The organism is Sorangium sp. So ce367, assembly GCF_051520455.1.
In the GTDB taxonomy this organism is placed as follows: domain Bacteria; phylum Myxococcota_A; class Polyangia; order Polyangiales; family Polyangiaceae; genus Sorangium; species Sorangium cellulosum_B.
The window spans coordinates 4,491,038-4,511,480 of sequence record NZ_CP150334.1; the positions used below are offsets into that span (position 1 = coordinate 4,491,038).

Genomic DNA, 20,443 nt, shown 5'->3' on the forward strand with positions numbered 1-20,443 from the left:
TCACGCTCACTTCTTCATTTCGGCGAGCTGCTGCTTGAAGGTCGCCACGTTGGTCTTTTCGATCAGGTCGATGCCGGTGTCGATGCTCTTGTTGGCCGGGATCTGCCCCATCGCCGTGTCGGGCTTGACCGAGAGCTCATGCGCCCACTTGCTCGCCAGGTAACCGAACTGAAACGGCTTCTGGACGACCGTGGCCGAGATCGTGCCGTTCTCGATGGCCGTGAGCGTCTCCTCTTCCTCGTCGAACACCGCCGCGAGGACCTTGCCCTTCTTCCCGAGCGCCTCGATGGCGGCCGCGATGGCGGGGCCGTTGTAAGACCACAGGCCTGCGACGAGCTTCAGGTCCGGGTGCGCGTTGATGATGTCCTCCACGTTGGAGCGCGCCTTCGCGCGGTCGGTGTTGTCCTCGCGCTTGTCGACGATCTCGATGTTCTTGCCGGCGATCGCGTCCTGGATGCCTTGCAGGCGCTGCTTCGCGTTGTCCGCGGAGAGCGTGCCGACGAACACGGCCATCTTGCCGCCCTGCGGGAGGAGCTTCACGATATGCGCGCCGAGCGCCTTGCCGGCCTCGTGGTTGTTGGTGCCGATGTAGAGAAGGCGGCTCGACGCCGGGGCGTCCGAGTCGAACGTGATGAGCTTGCTCTTCCCGGCCACCTTGTTGAGCACCGGGACCTGATCGGCCGGCGCGATGGCGCTCACGGCGATGGCGTCGTAGCCCTGACTCGAAAGGTTCTCGAGGATCTGGTTCTGCTCCTCCGTGGTGCCGTTCGACGGCATCTTCACGTCGACTTGAACCTTGCTCTCTTGCTCGTATTTCCGGACGCCCGCCTGGGCGATCTTCCAGAACTCGGACGCGTTGTTGGTGACGAAGGCGAGCTTGACGATCTTCGGCTTCGCGCCGCCGCCCTCGGCAGGCGCGGCGCCCGTCCCCTCGCTCTTCTCGTTGCACCCCGTCATCGCGAGCAGCGCCAACACGAAGGGCGCCACGACCGCCCAACCCTTGCGCCAGGACTTCGTCTCTTTCACGGCTGGTCTCCTTGCTGATTCACATTCAAGAACGTGTTGACATCACGCGCGGCGTCGCCCTTACCCGGCCGTTGTCCCCGTGATCTGCCGCAAAGCTGGCGGCGCGTTCTCCCCACAGTGCGCCCCGGTGGCTGGGGTCTACCCTCCGCGTCCCTGGAGCCCGAACCACTCCTTGGTCTCTACCATCGGAATGGATCTGGAGGACAGAGGACACCCGCAGGAATGCATTGTGAACGTTCACAATTTCGGTGTCAACTCCGATCGGCGGGTGCTGTGCGCAGCGTGTGATAGGTTGGTGCGGTTCGAGCATATTTGTCTTGTGGCATTGGCTTGAGTGTGCGGAGGTGCTTGTGAATCGAAGCAAGCGGTGGGTCGTCGACGCGACCTGGGTGATGGCCGTCCCAGCGGCGCATGCCCGGACGGGGGTCGCGCTCGGCGTGGTGCTCGCGGCCGCGGCGTGCGGCCAGGAGGGCGGCGACCGCGACGCGATCGCGGGGAGCGGAGGGTGGGGGACGTGGGGGACGGGCGGCGCGCCCGCGACAGGCGGAGCCTCGGAGACGGGCGCCGGGGTCGGCGGCGCGGAGAGCACCGCGAGCGGCGGAGCGGAGAGCACTGCGAGCGGCGGCGCGCCGGGGGAGGGCGGAGCGGCCGGGGAGGGCGGTGGCCCGGGCAGCGGCGGCGCGGGCGGAGCGCCCGAAACATGCAGCAGGGCCGCGGCCTGCGGGACGCACAAGTGGGCGTGCTGGCCCATGCCCAACCCGGCGGGCAGCGGCCTGCCCAACCCCGCGAGTTATACCGATGTGGGGGGCGGCGTGGTGCGCGACGACATCACATGCCTCGAATGGCAACAGAACCCTCCTTCCGAGGCGTACACGTGGGAGCAGGCGATCCGCTATTGCGACGACCTGACGCTCGGCGGGTTCTCCGACTGGCGCCTTCCGACGCGCATCGAGATGACGTCGATCGTCGACTTCACCCGGAGCCCGGCCATCGACAGGGGCGCTTTCCCGGGGGCGCGCGGGGGCTTCCACAAGACGTCGTCCGACTGGATCCTCACCATCCGGCAGGCCGGCGCCGGCGCGGGGCGCGACCATGCCTGGGCCTTCAACCTGAGCGACGGGATCGTCAGCAACGCCTACTCCAAGGCGACCGCGGCGAGCCTGCGCTGCGTGCGAGGCAACGGCGAGGGCGAGGCGCCGAGCAGCCCGGCCGTGGCCCCGCCCGACCAGTACGCCGTCGTGTCGCCCGGCGAGGTGATGGACAGGTACACAGGCCTCGTCTGGCAGCAGGGGTATTCGCCGGCCACGCTCGCCTGGGCCGAGGCGGAGAGCTACTGCGCGACGCTCGATCTCAACGGCCACACGTGGCGCTTGCCCAGCGTCCGGGAGCTCGCGACCCTCGTCGACGAGGCGCAGGTGGCGCCGTCGATCAACCGGGCGATGTTCCCCGACACGCAGTACGGCGCCCGCAGCAACGACTGGTACTGGAGCTCCCACGCGGCCGTGGGGAACGCCTCGGCGGCCTGGGCGCTCAACTTCGACGACGGCTTCACCGGGTTCAACGCCGGAGAGAGCGGCAAGTGGAATTATTTCACCGCCGCGTGGGTGAAGTGCGTGCGCTGAGGGCGCAGCCGTGGCTGAGGCGGCCCGCCCCGGGAGCTCGGCGGCGATGGCCGGCGCCGCCGCGCCTCGTTTCGGTGGCGGGCTGCCGCTGCCGTCGGATAGCGTGCCTCGAGTGAGCCCGAGCACTCCGCCGGCGCGCCCTCGCCTCGCCGCCCACGTGCTCGCGCGGCGTCACGTGGTCGGCGAGGAGGAACGCGTCATCCTCCACGACGTCCGCACAGGGCAGCTGCTGCAGCTCGGCCCACGGGAGTGGGTCCTGCTCTCCGCGGCCGACGGGACGCGCGACGTCGAGGGCATCGTCATCGCGGCGGCCCGCGAGGGCGCACACGCGCGTGTGCCCGCGGCGCAGGCGTTTTTCGCCGAGCTCCATGCCGCAGGGCTGCTGGGAGCGGATGAGGCCGGCGAGGACGCGGGGCCGTGGCGTGCCGCGGCGCCCGCGGCGCCCGCGCTCGACCCGGGGGAGCGCGATCCCCGCGAGCGCCCGCTGGAGGTGCTGCCCGACTTCAGCCTGCACTGCGACGGCGGCGGGAGCTGCTGCCGGATCTACGCCTCGATCCTCTTCGATCCCGAGGAGGCCGCGCGGGCGCGGGCGCTGCGCCCCGACGTGCTGAGCGGGGGCGCGCGCCACGAGCGGGCCTTCACGCCGGAGCGCGGGACGTGGCCGTGCGCGGCCTCCGTCGTGGCGATGCGGGACGGCCGGTGCGCCTACCTCGAGGGCGAGGGGCGCTGCTCGCTCCACGCGAAGGGCGGGCCCGAGGCCAAGCCGCTCGGGTGCCGCACCTTCCCGACCAGCTTCATCGACGACGGCGAGTCGGTGCGCGTCTCGGTCGCCGTGGAGTGCGCCTGCGTGCTCGCCAGCGTGGGCCGCCCCGGCGGCGCGCCGCTGCTCGATCCGCGCCTCGTCACGCGGGGAGATCTGGACGAGCGCATCGATGTCGCCCGCCTGCCGGACCGCGCGCAGGTGGCGCCCTGCGCGACCGCCTCCCGCGCCGAGGTGGTCGCCTGGTCGCGGCGCCTCGCCGCGGCTGCGCCCCCGCCCGACGTCGCCGCGGGCCTCTTCTCGCTCGCCGCCGCGCTCGAGGCCGAGGGCCTCGCCGACGGGGCGATCGCGCGCTTCGAGCGGCCCGATCCCCTGGATCCCGCGGCGCTCGCGCCCTGGCTCGCCGCGCTCCACGGCCGCGCGGCGCGGCGGGCGCGCGAGGACGCCGCCTGGCGGAGCGAACGGGACCTCGCCCGGAGGGCCACGCAGTGGATCGCGGACGCGAGCCTGGCGCTGGCCGAGCCGGACCTGCTCGCCGCGCTGCTCCTCTCGCCCGTGCGCGCGCCAGATCGGGAGCGGTTTTACCTCCGCGCGGCGCTGCACGGCCACCGCCTGCTCGGGGCGCTGCCCCTCTCGCTCGCGCTCCGCGATCGCGCCGTGCGGCTCGTCGTGGCCCGCGCGCTGCCGGCGGTCGTCGACGGGGAGGGTCCGGACGACCCGGCCTGCGCCGAGCCGATCGCGCTCGTGGAGGCGACGCTGCGCGGCCACGGCCTCGACGCGTACGCCGCCGACGTGGCCGCGGCCGGGTGATCGCGCACGTCTCCTCGAACTCGGAGAGACATCGCCTCCGATCCTGTCGATAATGCGCCCGCGATGAGCCAGCCCCCGCTCGACAACAAGACGGACTTCGCCGCGCACCCACAGCTGCTCGTCGACCGGGACGGCGAGCAGCTGGTCACGATCGTCAAGGCGAGCTTCGAGCTGCAGGGCGACGGCAGCCTCGAGCTCGCGCCCCCCGAGCGCACGCGCGGGGTCCGCCTCGCCGACCTGCCCTGGGAGGAGAAGAAGCCCGAGAGCGTCGCGTACCCGGCCGACATCTGCCTGTTCAAGCCGGCGACGGACGTGATCTTCGTGGCCACGGCGTACGCGCCGAACGGCAAGGCGGTGCCGTCCTTCGATGTGCGCGTCGAGGTGGGCCCGCTCAGGAAATCGCTTGTCGTGTTCGGCAAGCGGCTCTGGGTGGACAAGGGCGGCGGCCTCACCGCGCCGGCGCCCATCGAGCAGATCGACATGCGCTACGACCACGCCTGGGGCGGGCTGGACGACGGCGATCCCGCGGCGCCGCTCGAGGAGCCGCGCAACCCGATCGGCACGGGCGTCACGCGCGCGCCGGCCTCGCTCACCCACCAGCCGGCGCCGGCCATCGAGGATCCCTCGTACCCGATCCGGACCGCGAAGACCGCGCCGCCGCCCGCGGGGATCGGGGCCGTCGGCCGGCACTGGGAGCCGCGCCGCGGGTACGCCGGGACGTACGACGCCGCGTGGCGGGAGAACCGCGCGCCGCTCCTGCCCGAGGACTTCGACCACCGCTTCAACCTCTGCGCCTCGCCGGGCCTCATCGCGGATCCGCCGCTCGCGGGCGGCGAGCCGGTGCGGGCGCTCAACCTCACGCCCGAGGGGGCGCTCAGCTTCGAGCTCCCGAAGGTGCAGGTCGAGATCGAGTTCCACGTGAAGGACCGCGCGCCGGTCGCCTTCGCGCCGCACCTCGACACCGTGCTCGTCGACCTCTACGCCACCGGCCCGCAGAAGCCGGTGGCCGTCGAGATGGTCTGGCGCGCGCACGTCAAGGCGCCCAGGCGGATGAAGGACGCGCGCGTGATCGTGCGCGAGCGGGGGCGAGCGTGAGGCCCCTCGCCGTCATGGTGGCCGCGGGCGCGGTCACGCCCGTCGGGCTGCGCTCGATCGACACCGCCTTCTCGCACCGCGCCTCGGCCGCGGCGATGCGCGAGTCGCCGCTCGTGGACGGGCAGGGCGAGCGCGTCACGATGTGCTTCCTGCCCACGCTCGATCCGCGCGTCACGGGCGCGGCGCGCGCCGTCCTGCTCGCGGAGCGCGCGCTCGGCGAGGCGCTCGAGAAGCTCGGCCCCGCGGCGCGGGGGCTTCGCATGCAGATGGGCCTGTGCCTCGACGAGCACCTCGGGCAGCGGCCGCCGGGCGGCGAGGCCCCGGCGCAGCGGGTCGCCGCCGAGCTCGCCGCGCGGGCGCAATCGTACGGGGGCGCGCCGGAGATCGCGGTCAAGGTCTCGACGCGAGGCCCCGCCGCGCCGGGGTTCTTGCTGCCGGAGCTGTGCGACGCGCTCGCGCGAGGCACGATCGACGCGGCGCTGCTCGGCGGCGTGCACACCGACTACGACCCCGCGCGCATCGCCGCGCTCGACGCCGCGGGCCGGCTCTTCCGGCCGGACAACCTCGACGCCCTCGTCCCCGGCGAGTGCGCGGCCTTCGTGGTCCTCACGCGCCCCGACGTCGCTCGGCGCGCGCTCCTCCGCGAGCTCGGGCAGATCGTCGGCCTCTCCACCGCGCACGAGCGGGCCCGCCCGGACAACGACGAGTCCGCGTTCCAGGCCACGGGCCTCACCGCCGCGCTGCGCGCAGCGCTCGCGCCGCTCGCCGAGCGCGGGATGCGCGCGGGCTGGATGCTCACCGACATCACCTTCGAGACCTTCCGCCATTTCGAGCTCCAGGCCGCGTCGGTGCGCACGCAGCAGCTCTTCTGCGATCCGCAGCAGCTGGAGTGCCCCGCCCAGCGCATCGGCGCGCTCGGCGCCGCGGCCATGCCGCTGCACCTCGTCATCGCGTCGGAGGCGTTCGCGCGCGGCTTCGCGCCGCACCCGTGTGCGGTCTCCCTCGCCGGGAGCGACGGCGGGGAGCGCGCGGCGATGGTGGTCGTGGCGCCGGGCTGATGGCGCGAGAGGGCGAACCAGGTCCAGGGGCAGCCGCCGAACGGGACGACCGCCGAGCTGCGGCGCCCACGAGGGATGCGGCCCGACACCAGGCCTACCGGTAGCGACCGGGCCAGCTGTCCGCCCAATGGGTACCAGCGAGCTCGGCGCATTGCGTTTCGACCTCCGCTGTTGTGCAGTTCCCCCTGGCAGGCTGAGCTCGACCGTGTTGCTTCTCGCACGCGTACGCAGCCGTAAAGAAGTTCCGCCAGTAGAGGGGACCACGATTATCGGAGCACGACGTGGAGCGCGCCCGGCTGGCTATCGATTCTGGGGCGGTATCCTCGCACATCTGCAGGACACAGCCAGCCTGGCAGGCTTCTCCCAGCTCTGCCGGCACGTGTACGCAGGGCGACAGCTCCTTTCCGGGGGCGCACCACTCGAGGGTCCGTGCCAGCTCTTTCGTGCTGCATGGCGGACCGTAGATGGTTCCCTTGGGTTCGTCGCGGCACCCGGGCGTGCAGGCGACGAGCAGGAGCACGAGCGCGATGGTCGATGCGCTCATGCCTCTTGCTTAGCATAGGCATGAGGCGCGGAACGACGCCGCGCAGCGTTCACGCGGCTCGTAGCGAGAGCACGAAAGTCCCCTGTATGAGAGTAGTTGTCGTTGCTCGGGGATCCGCTCACCGACCCGACCGCAAAATAGTGGGGTCGTTTGCGCCCACAAAAGTGGGGTCAATTCAAGGCAAGTGGGGTAATTACCCCACTACCTGTCGACTCCCTCCCCGGAGAACTGAAATTCAGCCCGGAGGAGGTCGACACCCTCCCCGGAGCCCGTCGCCAAACGGCGAGTCGTCCCGAGCGCGCGCCGCGCCGGCCACCCCGGACGGCCGTAGAGCGCAGGAACCTGCTCCCTTTGGCGGTGTCGAAAGGCACCATGCCCAGGCCTTCCCTTCCGCTCGCTGGCCTCCTCGTCGCCGCCCTTGGCACCACCGCGACCTCCGACGCGGCCACGGATGGCCGCGATGCGGTCGCCCGCGGCCTCGACCTCTTCCTTCACGCGCCCGACCGCGGCGCGCCCGGCGCCTCCTTGCCGGTCCAGATCCTCGCGTTCGGCTTCCCCACGGCGATCACGCTCCGGCCGCTCGAGGCGGTCACCGTGGAGGCGAGCTGGGATCCCGAGCACCTCGGCAAGGTCAGCGCCGTCCCGCCGCCCGTGCGGGTCACCACCGACGCGAAGGGGCGCGCTCACCTCGACGTCCCGATCCCCGAGGGGCCCGAGCGCGAGCTCCGGCTGCTGCTCGGCGTGCGCGCCGGCGACCGGCAGCGGACGCGGACGCTCACCGTGCACCGACTGGCGCCGCTCCAGGTCGACCTGCACGTCCCTGACACGCGCGTGGTGCCGGGCAGCGCGATGTCGGCGTGGATCACGGTGCAGAGCCAGGCCTCGGGGCAGCCGGCCCCGCGGGTTCCCGTGGAGGTCAGCCTGCTCGAGGGCGGCGTCGCCCGGCACACGGCCGTGGTCACGACCGACGCGGCCGGCGTGGCGATGACGCGTGTGTCCGTCCCCTGGATCGACGAGCCCGGCTGGCGCTGGATCCTCCGCGCCCGCGCGCGGAGCGCGGCGGGGGCCTCGTCGAACGCCGCGGAGATCTCCCTCTCGCCGCGCGAGGAGACGCCCGGCGCCCCGCAGATGCTGGCCGAGTGGTCCGAGCAGGATCTGCGCGCAGGGGATCGCGCCACTTACGTGATCCGGATCCGCGATGGCGCCGGCCAACCCGTGGCCGGGCTGCCGGTGCGGACCTGGATCGGGCCGAAGGGCACGAGCCCGCCCGAGGACAGGGCCGCGTGGGAGAAGCTCACCACGCCCGCGCGCACCGACGCGGCCGGCGAAGTCCGCGGCGCGGCCGTGGCGCCCACCACCGTGGTGCAGGGCGCGGGGACCACGCTGCGCGTCGTCGCGCGCGCGACGTTCGAGGGGCACGAGCTCGAGCGCGAGGCCACGGTCTCGGTGGAGAGCCCCACCTCGGAGGCGACGCTGCTGCCCGAGGCGGGCGCGATCGTTCCGGGCGTCGCTCAGCGCATGCTCCTGCGCGTCCGCGATGCGCGGCGGAAGCCGGTGCAGGGCACGTTCACCGTCGAGGGCGACGGGCTCCAGGCCGCCGTGACCACCGACGCGTACGGCGAGGCCGAGGTGACCTGGGACGCGCCCGTCGAGCTCGGGGCCTTCCGCAACGTCGGGCCGTGCGCTGGCGGCGTCGCCGCGGCGGTTCGCGTGCGGCCATCCGGCGAGCTCCCGGCGCTCGGGTCGCGGCGCGAGCCGTTCGCGCTGTGCGTCTCCGTCGATCGCGACGCCTCGGCGCTGCTCCGGCCCGAGCGGCTCCTCGCCCGCGCCGGCGATGCGCTCGCGCTCCACGTGATCGACGCCGGCGGCGCGGCCCCGCGCGCCGGCCGGCGGCCGGAGGGCGGCAGCGCAGCGGACGGCGCCGGCTGGAGCGTGATCGTCCAGGCCGGCAACTCGGCCCGCGCGGCGAGCGCCTGGATCGCCGGGGGCCCGGAGGGCGGCGCGCTCGGCCTGCCCGACGGCGCCGCAGGCGTCTGGACGCTCAGCGCCGCCGCTCCCCGGCCGGGCGCCGCCGCACGGCAGGCCGGAGGCGCGGTGCTCGTCACGCCGCGCGTCCTCCCTCGGCTCGAGGCCCGCATCACGGGCGGCCGCGCGGCCCCGCATGGCGCCGTCGACGTGGATCTCGCGCTCACCGACGGGGGCAACCGCGGCCTGCCCGGGACCGTCGCGGCCGTCGTCGTGGACCTGCACGGCGGGGGCAGCGCCGGCGGCCTCGCGGCGCTCGACACGCGCGCGCGGCTCTGCCAGGGCATGGTCGAGCCCGAGCGCTGCGGCGCCTTCCTGCAGGGCGATCCCGCGCTCGAGCCGCTCCGGCGCGCGGAGCTCGGCGCGCGGGCGCGCGAGGCGATCGCGCCGGCGAACGATCCGGCCGGCTCCGCGCGGGCGGCGCTCGACGAGGCGTTCGGCCAGGTGCTCCGCTCGCTCGAGGGGGCGGTCTTCGAGGCCACCAGCGACCCGGAGCGGCTGCGCGACGTGCGCCGCCGCGGGCCGGGCGGAGCGTATGCATGGAACCCCGAGCTGATGACCCTGGTCACGGCCGCCATGGATGCGCCCCCCGAGACGCCCGGCGGCGAGCCGCTCTCGCTCGCGGACCTCCTGGCGGTGGACCCGCAGGTCACGTTCGATCACGTCGCTCGCCGCGTCACCCGCCTCAAGCTCTTCCGCGTCCTCGCCGCGGCGCGCGCGTTCCGGCGCGAGCGGCTGCTCGACCCGGACGAGCCGGCGCTCCGCGATCCGAACGCGCTGCTCCGCCGCCTGGTGCGCGACGCGCAGCTCGAGGAGTCGCTCCTGCTCGATCCCTGGGGCGGCACGATCCAGTTCACCCCGACGACCGCGCCGCCCGCGCCGTTCCTCACGGTGCGGCGCGGCTTCGCCCTGCACGCGCCCGGGCCCGACGGCCGTATCGGCACGGGCGACGACGTGCGCGATCCGTTCGAGCGCGTGCTGCGCTCGGGCACGCCGTACGCCAGGGCGGTCGGCGAGGATCGCCTTGTCGACGCGAAGTTCGACATGGAGGTCGGCGACGCCACGGTGTCGGCGTGGGAGAGCCTCCTGGAGGAGTTCACGGGCACGTCGCTGGGCGAGGGGCTCGGCCTGAGCGGCATCGGCACCCTCGGCGGGGGCACGGGCTCCGGCGTCGGGTTCGGTTCAGGCCACGGCAGGCTGGGTGGATCCCACCGCACCTCGTTCGGCGCGCCGCGGGGCGTGTTCTTCTGGTCGCCGCCCCAGCGCACCGACAAGGATGGCCGGCTGCGGATGCGCGTCCCGCTCGGCGACGTCGAGACGACCTTCCGGCTCGTCTTCGTGGGCGTGCCGGACGGCACCACGCCGGCAACGGCCACGCTCGACGTGCCCACCGCGCAGCCGCTCTCGGCGCGCGTGGAGGCGGGCGCCGCGTGGGTCGAGGGCGACGAGGTCGACGTGGAGGTCTCGGTCCGGAACCGCTCGCCGAGGCCGCTCCGCGCGAACGTGGAGCTCACGGCGCGCGGCGTGGCCGCCCTCGCCGACCCGCGGCGCCGGGCGGTGGCGGTCGACGTGCCCGCGGGGGGCGCGGCCCCGGTGCGCGCGCGGGTGCGGGCGCTGCGCGCGGGGCGGGCGGAGCTCGCGGTCGCCCTGAAGGCGCAGGGGACCCCGGGCGACACGCTGGTGCACGCGTGGGAGGTGCGCCCCGCGGGCGAGCCCACCGATCTGAACATCGCCCAGGTCGTCGAGGGCGGCGCCACCGCCACGCTGAGCGTCGCGGCGGACGCGCAGCGCTACCAGCCCACCGGCCGCCCGCGGCTCGTCGTCGAGCGCGGCCTCGCGGGCGCGCTCACCGCGGCGCTCGAGGCGATGGATCCCGATCGGCTCTCGTCTGCCGGGGCGATGGCGGACGCGGTGGAGGTCGCGGCGCTCGTGCGCCGCTGGGCCGCGGCGCGCGGGGGCGAGGGCGCGCCGCTCGCCGCGCGCGCGGAGGACATCGGCCGCCGCGCCGTGGGCCGGCTGCTCGCGTACAAGGGCAGCAGGAAGGACCTGGTCTTCTGGCCCCCGGCGCTCCGGGCGCGCACCTTCGCGCCCGCGTCCGTGGCGGAGGAGCTGCCGAAGATCGACGCGCGCTGCCCGCCCGAGCCCCTGCAGCCCGCGGCGGCGCTCGACGCGCTCGATGTCGAGCCCTCGCCGGCGGGGGGCGCGGTGAACGCGTGCTGGGACGCGTTCGTCACGACGACGCTGGACGAGGTGATCGGGAGCGGCGATCGCGTGGCGCTCGCCCGGGTCCTGCTCGCGCTCGCGGAGCGGCCGCACCGGGCGGCGCTGGCCGCGAACGTGGCGGACCGGCTGCGCGCCTGGGTGGCGCTGCTCCCGACCGGCGGCATCACCTTGCCGCCGGGTCAGGCCGAGGATCGGAGCGCGCGCGCCGTGGTCTACGCGGCGCTCCTCCGCGCCGCCGGGCTCGGCCGGAGCGCGGCGCCGCCCGCGAAGCTCCTCGGCTGGGTGGGCGTGCAGCGGGACGTGCGCGGCGGCTACGGCGCGCCGGCCAGCACGCGCGCGGTGGTGCGCGCGCTCCTGGCCCACGGGGGCGAGGGCCGAGGGGCGGCACGGGTCACGGTCACGTCGGGCGGCGTGCGCCGCGACGTGGAGGTCGGGCCGTCGGGGCGGCTCGTGGTGCCGCTCGACGCGGGCGCGACGGAGGCGTCGGTCGAGGTAGCGGGGCCCGCGGTCGTGGCGCGCCTGGAGCGCCCGGCGCTCCGCCGCTGGAGCCGGCCGCCCGCCGCGGCGGCGAGCCCCGTGCAGGCGGAGATCTCCTGGCCGAGACGCCCGCGCGCGGGAACGACGGGCAAGCTCGCGGTCTCGCTGCGCCACACGCTGGGCCGCCCGGTCGAGGTCGACGTGCGCATCCCGCTTCCTTCAGGGGTGTCGCTGGCCGCGCCGCTCGGGGGCGTGCGGCAGGTGAACGGCGTCCTCGCGGTGCGGGCCTCCCTGGAGGCGAGCCGGCTCTCGACGCTCGTGGAGATCCCGGTGCGCTTCGCGCTCGCCGGGAAGGTGACGGCGCCCGAGGCGCAGGCCCGGGTGGCGCAGGAGGAGCTGCCGCGCGCGGTGGTCCCGGCGCGGCCGATCGTGATCGAGTGATCGGCGCTCCTGGATACCGGTTCACTCGCTGCCCGCGTCGAGGTGATGGGGGGCATTGGCAGGTACTGGTCCAATTTGAACAGGGAGACGGGGAGGCGGGGAGAAAAACTTAGTAAATTCCACCGTCTACATGTGATCTTTCTCGGGCAAAGTTGACCACCACCCTTCGGCCGTAGGTGGGGTCTTTTGAATCGCCAAGCCGCCAAGGACGCCAATGAACACACGAATCTTGGCGTCTCAGGGCGTGTTGGTGGCTCGATCATTCTGCCAGCGTGGGATCAATACCCCACCACCAACCGCGCGGATCTCCGCACGATCCGGCCTCCCACACCGCTCCCACCGCGTCGGCGCCGCGTCGGGTTCCAGCGCCGGGGCTTGGCGCCGTCCGCCGATCGCCTACCATGCCCCCAATGGCCGCTACCTTCGCCACCTTCTCCCTGGAGGGCGACAAGCTCCCCGCGGACGTCTCCGTGACCCGCTTCGAGGCCGTCGAGGCGATCTCCACGCCCTACACGGTCGAGGTGCGCTTCGCGACGCTGGACGCCTCGTTCCGGGTCGAGGACTGCCTGCGCAGCCGCCTCTGCCTGCGCGTCGTCGACACGTCGGGCCAGGAGCGGCTGTACGACGGCATCGTGGACCGCGCCGGCTTCGCGCACATCGTGGGCGAGAGCCGCCAGTTCGACGTCCGCCTTCGGCCCGCGCTGGCCGCGCTCGCGCACCGCGAGGGGTGCCGCATCTTCCAGGAGAAGACGATCGTCCAGGTCGCGCAGTCGGTCTTCGAGGACTCCGGCTTCGGCGACAAGGTCGAGTGGCGGATCGCGAAGGAGTACGAGCCGCGCGAGTTCATCGTCCAGTACCGCGAGTCGCACCTCAACTTCGTCTCGCGGCTCCTCGAGGACAACGGCCTCTTCTACTACTTCCGGCACGAGGCCGCCGGGCACACGATGATCATCACCGACGACCCCGCCGCCTTCGAGGTGGAGGAGGGGACGCCGGTGAGCTTCCGCATGGCGCAGGGCGGCCTTCCCGGGAGCCTGCCGCTCTCCAAGCTCACGAGGACGCGCGCGCTGCGCACGAGCCTCGTCCACCTCCGGGACCACGATTTCGAGAAGCCCGACGTGAAGCCGGAGTCCGCGCTGCCCCGCAAGGAGGCCATCGCGGCGCCCTACTTCGAGTACCCCGCCGGCTTCACGAAGGGGAGCGTGGGCGGCCGCCTCGCCGAGGCCCGCATGCGCGAGCTCTCCGCCGACGCCGACGTGTGCGAGGGCGAGAGCCGCGCGGCCGGGCTCAAGGTGGGCGAGCCGTTCGTCGTCGAGGGCGCCGCGGAGCCGTGCCTGAACGGCGAGTTCGTGGTCACCCGCCTCGTCTCGCGCGGCAACCAGACGCTCACCGGCGGCGCGACGAACTACGACGTCGAGAACCACTTCCGCGGCGTCCCCAAGGGCGCGCCCTTCGCGGCCGAGCGCCGCGCGCGGCGGCCGCGCATCCGCGGCATCCAGACGGCGGTCGTCACGGGGTCGAGCACCCAGGAGCAGGCGCTCCACGTCGACAAGTACGGCCGCATCAAGGTCCGCTTCTTCTGGGACCGGCAGGGCCAGCAGGACCACACATCGAGCTGCTGGCTGCGCGTCTCGCAGATCGCGATGGGCGGCTCGATGATCCTCCCCCGCGTCGGCTGGGAGGTCTCGGTCGCGTTCCTCGACGGCGACCCGGACCGGCCGCTCGTGCTCGGGCGCACGTACAACGCGGAGAAGACGCCGCCCGACGCGCTCCCCGCCGCCAAGGCGTCCGGCACGCTGAAGAGCATGTCGTCGCCCGGCGCGGGCGGCCACAACCAGATCGGCATGTCCGACACCGCGGGGAGCCAGGGGTTCGGCATCCACGCCCAGAAGGACCTCAACGTCACCATCAAGAACGACAAGGTCGAGGAGGTCACGGTCAACGAGGAGCAGCACATCAGCGTGAACGGCTCCCGCTCGGTGAAGGTCGACGACTCGACTTCCGTCGCCGGCAACCAGTCGCTCGACGTCGGCGCGGTGCTCTCGCACAAGATCACCGGCAACCAGAGCATCTCGATCGGCGGCAACGACACGACCAACGCGATCAGCAACCACGTCGAGAAGGTCACCGGCAACCGCTCCTACACGGTGAGCGGCAACCAGATCACGATCTCGAACGGCGTCAGGCACTCCATCACCGGGGACATGAGCCGCAAGGTCGGCGCGCTGCAGCTCTCCGGCAGCCTGGGCTCGATCAACGACAACGTCCTCGGCGGGATGACGGAGACGGTGGGCGCCGTGAAGGCGCAGATCATCAACGGCAGCCACGGAGAGCAGATCACGGCCAACAAGGACCAGACCTCGCTGGCGGCGGAGCTCCACCTCACGAAGGGCTCGCTCTCCCAGGTGGCGCTCGGCGTCACCAACATGGTCGGCGGCCTCCATTACCAGAAGCTGGACGGCGATCTCGTGGTGCAGGCGCCGCTCATCACCCTCCTCGGCGCCGTCGGCGCCTTCAAGGGCGGCGGCAGCGAGCTCAAGCTCGGCGGCGGGCCCGTCGTGATCAAGGGGTCGAAGATCGCGGTCAAGGGCGCGCTCGTCGTCAAGATGGGCGCGTCGATGAAGCTCGGATCGTGAGGGCCCATGAGCGCTGGTGACGTGAAGAGAGAGGTGAAGAGTGGCTGAACATCATGTCCTCGCGATCCCCTCCCTCAGCGTGGAGGGCAAGATCTACCGGGTGCTGCGCTTCGAGCTCACGGAGCAGCTCTCGGAGCTCACCCGCCTCGAGTGCGAGCTGCTCGACGACGAGGCGGCGCTGCCGAGGCCGAAGGAGGTCCTCGGCAAGCGCGCGGTGTTCACGCTGTCGCGCAGCGACGACACGCAGACGCGCTCGTTCGCCGGGACCATCGTCCTCGCCGAGCTCGTGCCCGATCCCGACGACGTGCCCACGCTGCGGATCGAGGTCGCGCCGGCGCTCTGGAACCTCGGGCAGCGCGCCGACTGCCGGATCTTCCAGGACAAGAGCGCTGTCGACATCGTGAAGGAGGTCCTCGAGGGCGCGGGCGTGCCCGCGGGCCAGCAGGACTGGCGCGTGACCGAGCCCCACCCGACGCGGGTCTACACGGTCCAGTACCGCGAGCGGGACCTCGATTTCGTGCACCGCCTCCTCGCCGAGGAGGGGATCTACTTCGCGATCCACATGAAGGACGACGAGGACGTCCTCGTCTTCGGCGACTCGCCGACCGGCCTCGAGGACATCGAGGGCGCGACCTCGCTGCCGTTCTTCCAGGACTTCGGCGTCGAGGGCTTCGGGGATCGCGTCGTCCGCCTCTCGCGCGAGGTCTCCGTGCGGAGCGACAAGGTGTTCGTCCGCGACTACGACCCGGAGAAGCCCTCGACGAAGCCGGAGGCCTCGGCCGAGGGGAGCGATCCCGGGGAGCACGTGCTCGAGATCTACGAGCACCCGGCGCGCACCGCCGACGCGAGCGTCGCGGAGCGGCTCGCCAAGGTGCTGCTCGACTCGGTGCAGGCGGAGCGCGACGTCGTGCACGGCGAGACCGGCTCGCTCGCGCTGCTCCCGGGCCGGCGCTTCTCGGTGGACGGCCACCCCTACGACCCCCTCAACCAGGAGTACCTCGTCGTACGCGCGCGCATCGCCGGCAGCCGGCCGCGGAACTTCGAGCTCTCCGGCCGCGCGGGCGCGGAGGACGGCGCGCGCGACCTCCGGTCGAGCTGCGAGTTCTGGGGCGTGCCGACCGGGACCACGCGCTACAGGCCCCCGCGGCGCGCCCGCGAGCAGGTGATCCCGGGCACGCAGACCGCGATGACCACCGGGGCCTCGGGGCAGGAGATCCACACGGACGCGAGCGGGCAGGTGAAGGTCTCCTTCCACTGGGATCGCTCCGGAAAGAAGGACGACACCTCGAGCCGCTGGATCCGGACGAGCCAGGTGCCCACGGGCGGATCGATGCTGCTGCCGCGCGTCGGGTGGGAGGTCACCGTGCGCCACGTCGAGGGCGACGCCGACCGGCCGTTCGTGATGGGCCGCATGTACAACGCGCTCACGCCGCCGCCCTACGCGCTCCCGAAGGAGGCGGGGAAGAGCTCGCTCCAGACCGCGACGACGCCGGGCGGGGGCAGCACCAACGAGCTCCGGATGTCGGACACGAAGGGCGGCGAGGAGATGTTCATCAACGCCTCGAAGGACATGTCCACCGAGGTGAAGAACAACGCGACCGAGTCGATCGGCAACAACCACAAGAAGAAGATCGGCGCGGACCAGACGACGAACGTCACCGACAGCATGACGACCAGCATCGGGTCGAACCAGACGCTCTCGGTCTCGGGCAACCAGTCGATGAAGATCGAGACCTTCCACGTCGACGACATGGGCGGCGATCACTCGCTCTCGATCGGCGGGAACCGCGACATGAAGATCGGCGGGGATCACAAGCGCGACGTCACCGGCAACAGCTCGCTCACGGTGTCCGGCAACCAGATCGATCTGGTGGTCGGCTCGGTCACGGATCAGACCCTGGCCGGCTTCAACCACGAGGTCGGCGCGGCGCTCGTCGAGCTCGCGCTGGGGCACCGCTCCGTGACGGTCCAGGGCGACCGGAGCGAGACGGCCACCGGCGCGAAGGTGATCGCGGTCAAGTCGGGCCGCGGCGTGCAGGTCGGCGGATCGATGAACGTGAAGGTCGGCGGCGCGATCGTCAACGTGGCGAACGGGAACCGTGTGGAGAGCTCGCTCGGCACGTACACCGAGCTCGCCGGGGGCGCGCAGATCGTCAAGGCGAACAACGCCGTCTTCGAGGCGACCGGCGCGCTCACGCTGGTCATGGGGGCGTCGATCCTCTCGCTGACGCCCGCGAGCGTCGCGATCATCGGCGTCTCCGCGAAGCTCGACGGCGACGTCTCCGACGCCGCCGCGCTGGTGCTCGACAACTGAGGAGGAGGCGAACGTGGCACGCGAGATGATTGCGCACTTCACGATCGACGAGGTCCCCGCGGCCCGGGTGCTCCGCTTCGAGTCGACCCACGAGGCCGGCAGGCCGCTCGTCCTCGACGTCGAGGTGTACCTCCACACGTACCAGGAGCTCGAGGCGATGATCGGCAAGCCCGCGGCGCTCTCCTTCGGCGTGCCCGGGGAGGCGCCGCGCGTCATCGCGGGCACGGTGGAGGCCGCGACCTCGATCGGCACCACCGAGCTCGGCGTCGAGGCGCTGCTGGGCGTCCGCTACGCCGTCCGCGTCGTCTCCTCGCTCGCGCTCCTCGCGCGCAGCGTCGACTCGCGGATCTTCCAGGACATGAGCGCCAAGGAGATCGTGGCGAAGGTCCTCGAGGATCACGGGATCACCAAGGTCGCGTGGCGGCTGAGCGGCGACTGTCCGAAGCGCGAGTACTGCGTGCAGTACCAGGAGAGCGCGCTCGCGTTCATCTCGCGGCTCATTGAGCACGAGGGCATCTACAGCTTCGTCGAGGTGGACGCCGACGGCGAGCTCCTCGTCTTCGACGACGACAGCACCGTCGCCGGGCCGATCCAGGGCGACCCCGCGCTGCCGTTCCGCCGGCGCACCGGGCTCAGCGCGGCCGACGAGCGCGACGCGATCTACGCGATCCGCGAGCTCGAGCGGGTGCGCTCCGGCAAGTTCGTCCTCCGCGATTTCGACTTCAAGCGGCCGAAGCTCGATCTCACGGCGACCGCGGCGTCGGGCGAGAACGACGCGCTGGAGCGCTACGACTACCCGGGCGGCTACTTCGAGCCGAGCGAGGGGCAGCGGCTCGCGCAGATCCGGCTGGAGGAAGAGCAGGTCGAGCGGCACACGATCGAGATCGACACCGTCTGCTCGCGCCTCGCGGTCGGCCAGAAGCTCACGATCACGGACGCCGGCGAGCTCGACGGCGAGTACTTCCTCTTCGCGGTGAAGCACACCTACGTCCACGAGGAGGACGACGCGCTCGGCGGCAGCGAGCGCGCGACGCCGCGCTCCAGGGCGCGGGCGCGCCTCGTGCCGGCCTCCGTGAAGTACAGGCCGCGGCGCATCACGCCGATCCCGCTCATCGAGGGGCCGCAGACCGCGACGGTGGTGGCGCCCGCCGGCTCCCAGACCGAGGCGATCCACACCGATGAGCTCGGCCGCTGCAAGGTGAAGTTCCACTGGGATCGCAGCGACGTGATCGACGACAAGGCGTCGTGCTGGATGCGGGTCGCGCAGCTCCAGACCTCCGGCTCGATGATGCTCCCGCGCATCGGCTGGGAGGTGATCGTCGAGTTCCTCGAGGGGAACCCCGATCGGCCGATCGTGACCGGGCGCCTCTACAACGGCGTCTACATGCCGCCGTACGCGCTGCCGGAGGGCAAGACCCGCACGGCGATCCAGACCTCGAGCACGCCGGGCGGCGGCGGAGCCAACGAGATCCGCTTCGAGGACAAGGCGGGCTCCGAGGAGATCATGGTGCACGCCCAGCGCGACATGAAGACGGTCGCGGCGAACAACGCCAAGCGGAACATCGGCAACAACGAGACGTCGGTCGTCGGGAACAACGCGTCGCTCGAGGTCGGCGGCAACCAGACGACGAAGATCACGAAGGGCTCGCAGAACACGGTGGGCGCGAACCAGACGATCAGCGTCGGAGGCAACCGCAACGTCGAGGTGAACGCGGTGTCGGCGCTGACGGCGAAGGGCAACGCGACGACCACCGTGGGCGGCAACCAGTTCGAGATGGACGGCAACCCCCTCGAGGCGATGCTCGCGCTCGCGGCGCAGGCGGCTGTGCAGTTCGCGAGCGTGATGGCCAACAACGCGATCGCGGCTGTCCAGGGGCAGGTCGACGGCGCCATCAACCAGGTGATGGCGCCGATCAACGGGCTGACCCAGAAGGCGGCGGGGGTCTCAGGGGCGATGAAGGCCGTCGCCGGCGGGGACATGAGCCGCATGCCCGGCATGATCGCGGGCGCGTCGGGCATCCCCGGCGCGAGCCAGCTCGCGGCCTCGATGGGCGGCGGCGGAGGCGGGGGCGGCGCGGCCGGCGGCGCGCCGGGCGCGGCCGGCCCGCCCAACATGCTCGCCTCGATCGCGTCGAACGTGGCGCAGAGCAGCCTCGCCGGGAAGGTCTTCGTGAAGCCGGAGGCGCTCGCCTCGGCCCTCGGCATGGACGGGGGCGGCGGCGGCGGCGGGTCGACGGCCAACGTCGGCGGGCCGGACGGCGCCGTCGATGGCATCGACGCCACCGACCGCGAGAAGGGCCCCGGGCACACGACCGCCAAGGTCACGGGCACCCACAAGGAGGACGTGGGCTCGATGAAGGTCCTGGGCGCGATCCAGGACATCGACAACAACGTGACGGGCAAGAAGACGATCGACGTCGGTGCCGCCACGGTGCAGGTGGCGTTCGGCAGCTACGCGGAGAGCGTCACGGGCTCGAAGAGCGAGAAGGCGACGGGCCTGGTCGTCCTCAGCAATGGGGGCGAGAGCGAGACGGTCACCGGCTCGCGCACCGCGATGGTGGGCGGCGCGGTGGTCGACAAGCTCAAGGGGTCTCACGTGGTGCAGGCCGTCGGGCCCGCGACGTTCATCGGGGCCTTCCACAAGGTGGAGGCGAAGGGCGCCATCGTCTTCAAGTGTGGCGCCAGCGAGGTGGTGATCGACGGCGCCGGCGTCACCATCACGTCCCCGCTCGTGACCATCCTGGCGCCCAAGATCCAGCTGCCGAAGAAGGTCTCGGAGGTCTGATGGCGACTCCGTTCGACGGTGGCTCGCGGGCGGCCGGCGCGTCGCTCTCGCTCGAGGAGCCGGACGCCGCGGCCACGGCGGAGGAGGCGTCCGGGTCGCCGCGCGTGACCCTGGACGACGTGCTCGCCGAGCCGGCCGCGGCGCCGCTCCCGGCGCGGAAGGCGCAGCCGCTCGGCGCGGCCATGCGGACCGCGCGCGTCGCCTCGATCGTGGGGCGGAAGGCGTCGATCCACGTTCGTGGCGCCGAGGGGCCCGTCGACGCCCAGATCGCGCCCGACGTCGATCCCGAGGTGATCGCCGACGCCCGCGCCCGCGGCGACGCCGTGCTCGTCGAGCTCTGCGAGGGCGAGCCCCCGCTGATCGTCGCGGCCCTGACGACGCAGCGGCCGCAGACGCTCCACCTCAAGGCGACCACCGTCGCCATCGAGGCGGAGCAGGAGCTGCTGCTCCGCTCCGGCCGCGGCGCGGTCCGCATTCGTCAGGACGGCGACATCGAGGTCGTGGGCAGCCGCATCAGCGCCGCGTCGCGGGGGCTGTTCCGGATCGTCGGGAGGCTCTTGCGGTTGAATTGACGGCACGCACCGCGTGTCCGCTGGAAGGCTCGGCTGTCATAGCTTTCACTCAGGG

Annotated in this window: 10 protein-coding genes; 9 read left to right on the top strand and 1 reads right to left on the bottom strand. The window is 72.7% G+C overall.

From position 1 onward, the window contains the following. Window positions 1-6 precede the first annotated feature (6 nt). Window positions 7-1,026: a sugar-binding protein gene (locus WME97_RS17165; protein WP_437552974.1), complete on the bottom strand. Its 1,020-nt coding sequence runs from the start codon at window positions 1,024-1,026 to the stop codon at window positions 7-9. Window positions 1,027-1,376: 350 nt separating this feature from the next. On the opposite strand from WME97_RS17165, the gene WME97_RS17170 reads away from it, so the two are divergent. The 9 genes from WME97_RS17170 (at window position 1,377) to WME97_RS17210 (ending at window position 20,388) form a co-directional block, all read left to right on the top strand. Next, window positions 1,377-2,648 carry a DUF1566 domain-containing protein gene (locus WME97_RS17170; protein WP_437552975.1) on the top strand — a complete coding sequence of 424 codons (1,272 nt, stop codon included), beginning with the start codon at window positions 1,377-1,379 and terminating at the stop codon, window positions 2,646-2,648. A 112-nt stretch (window positions 2,649-2,760) separates the two neighbouring features. Beyond that, a complete protein-coding gene (locus tag WME97_RS17175; RefSeq protein WP_437552976.1) occupies window positions 2,761-4,218 on the top strand; it encodes a YkgJ family cysteine cluster protein in 1,458 nt (485 codons plus the stop codon). Between the two features lie 63 nt (window positions 4,219-4,281). Beyond that, window positions 4,282-5,313, top strand: a complete 1,032-nt coding sequence (locus tag WME97_RS17180) for a DUF2169 family type VI secretion system accessory protein (RefSeq protein ID WP_437552977.1) — start codon at window positions 4,282-4,284, stop codon at window positions 5,311-5,313. Beyond that, complete coding sequence (locus WME97_RS17185; RefSeq protein WP_437552978.1) at window positions 5,310-6,371, top strand: beta-ketoacyl synthase N-terminal-like domain-containing protein; 1,062 nt, start codon at window positions 5,310-5,312, stop codon at window positions 6,369-6,371. The genes WME97_RS17180 and WME97_RS17185 overlap by 4 nt, the downstream gene beginning before the upstream one ends. 916 nt (window positions 6,372-7,287) lie before the next feature. Next, window positions 7,288-12,081 carry an alpha-2-macroglobulin family protein gene (locus WME97_RS17190; RefSeq protein WP_437552980.1) on the top strand — a complete coding sequence of 1,598 codons (4,794 nt, stop codon included), beginning with the start codon at window positions 7,288-7,290 and terminating at the stop codon, window positions 12,079-12,081. A gap of 410 nt (window positions 12,082-12,491) precedes the next feature. Further along, the gene (locus WME97_RS17195; protein WP_437552982.1) at window positions 12,492-14,717 is read left to right on the top strand and encodes a type VI secretion system Vgr family protein; all 2,226 of its coding nucleotides are present in this window, start codon (window positions 12,492-12,494) and stop codon (window positions 14,715-14,717) included. Window positions 14,718-14,757: 40 nt separating this feature from the next. Further along, entirely contained in the window at window positions 14,758-17,031 is a 2,274-nt protein-coding gene (locus WME97_RS17200) for a type VI secretion system Vgr family protein (RefSeq protein WP_437552984.1), read from the top strand. A gap of 13 nt (window positions 17,032-17,044) precedes the next feature. Beyond that, the gene (locus WME97_RS17205; protein WP_437552985.1) at window positions 17,045-19,816 is read left to right on the top strand and encodes a type VI secretion system Vgr family protein; all 2,772 of its coding nucleotides are present in this window, start codon (window positions 17,045-17,047) and stop codon (window positions 19,814-19,816) included. Further along, window positions 19,816-20,388 (top strand): hypothetical protein, encoded by a 573-nt coding sequence (locus WME97_RS17210; RefSeq protein WP_437552987.1) that lies wholly within the window; start codon window positions 19,816-19,818, stop codon window positions 20,386-20,388. The genes WME97_RS17205 and WME97_RS17210 overlap by 1 nt, the downstream gene beginning before the upstream one ends. Window positions 20,389-20,443 lie beyond the last annotated feature (55 nt).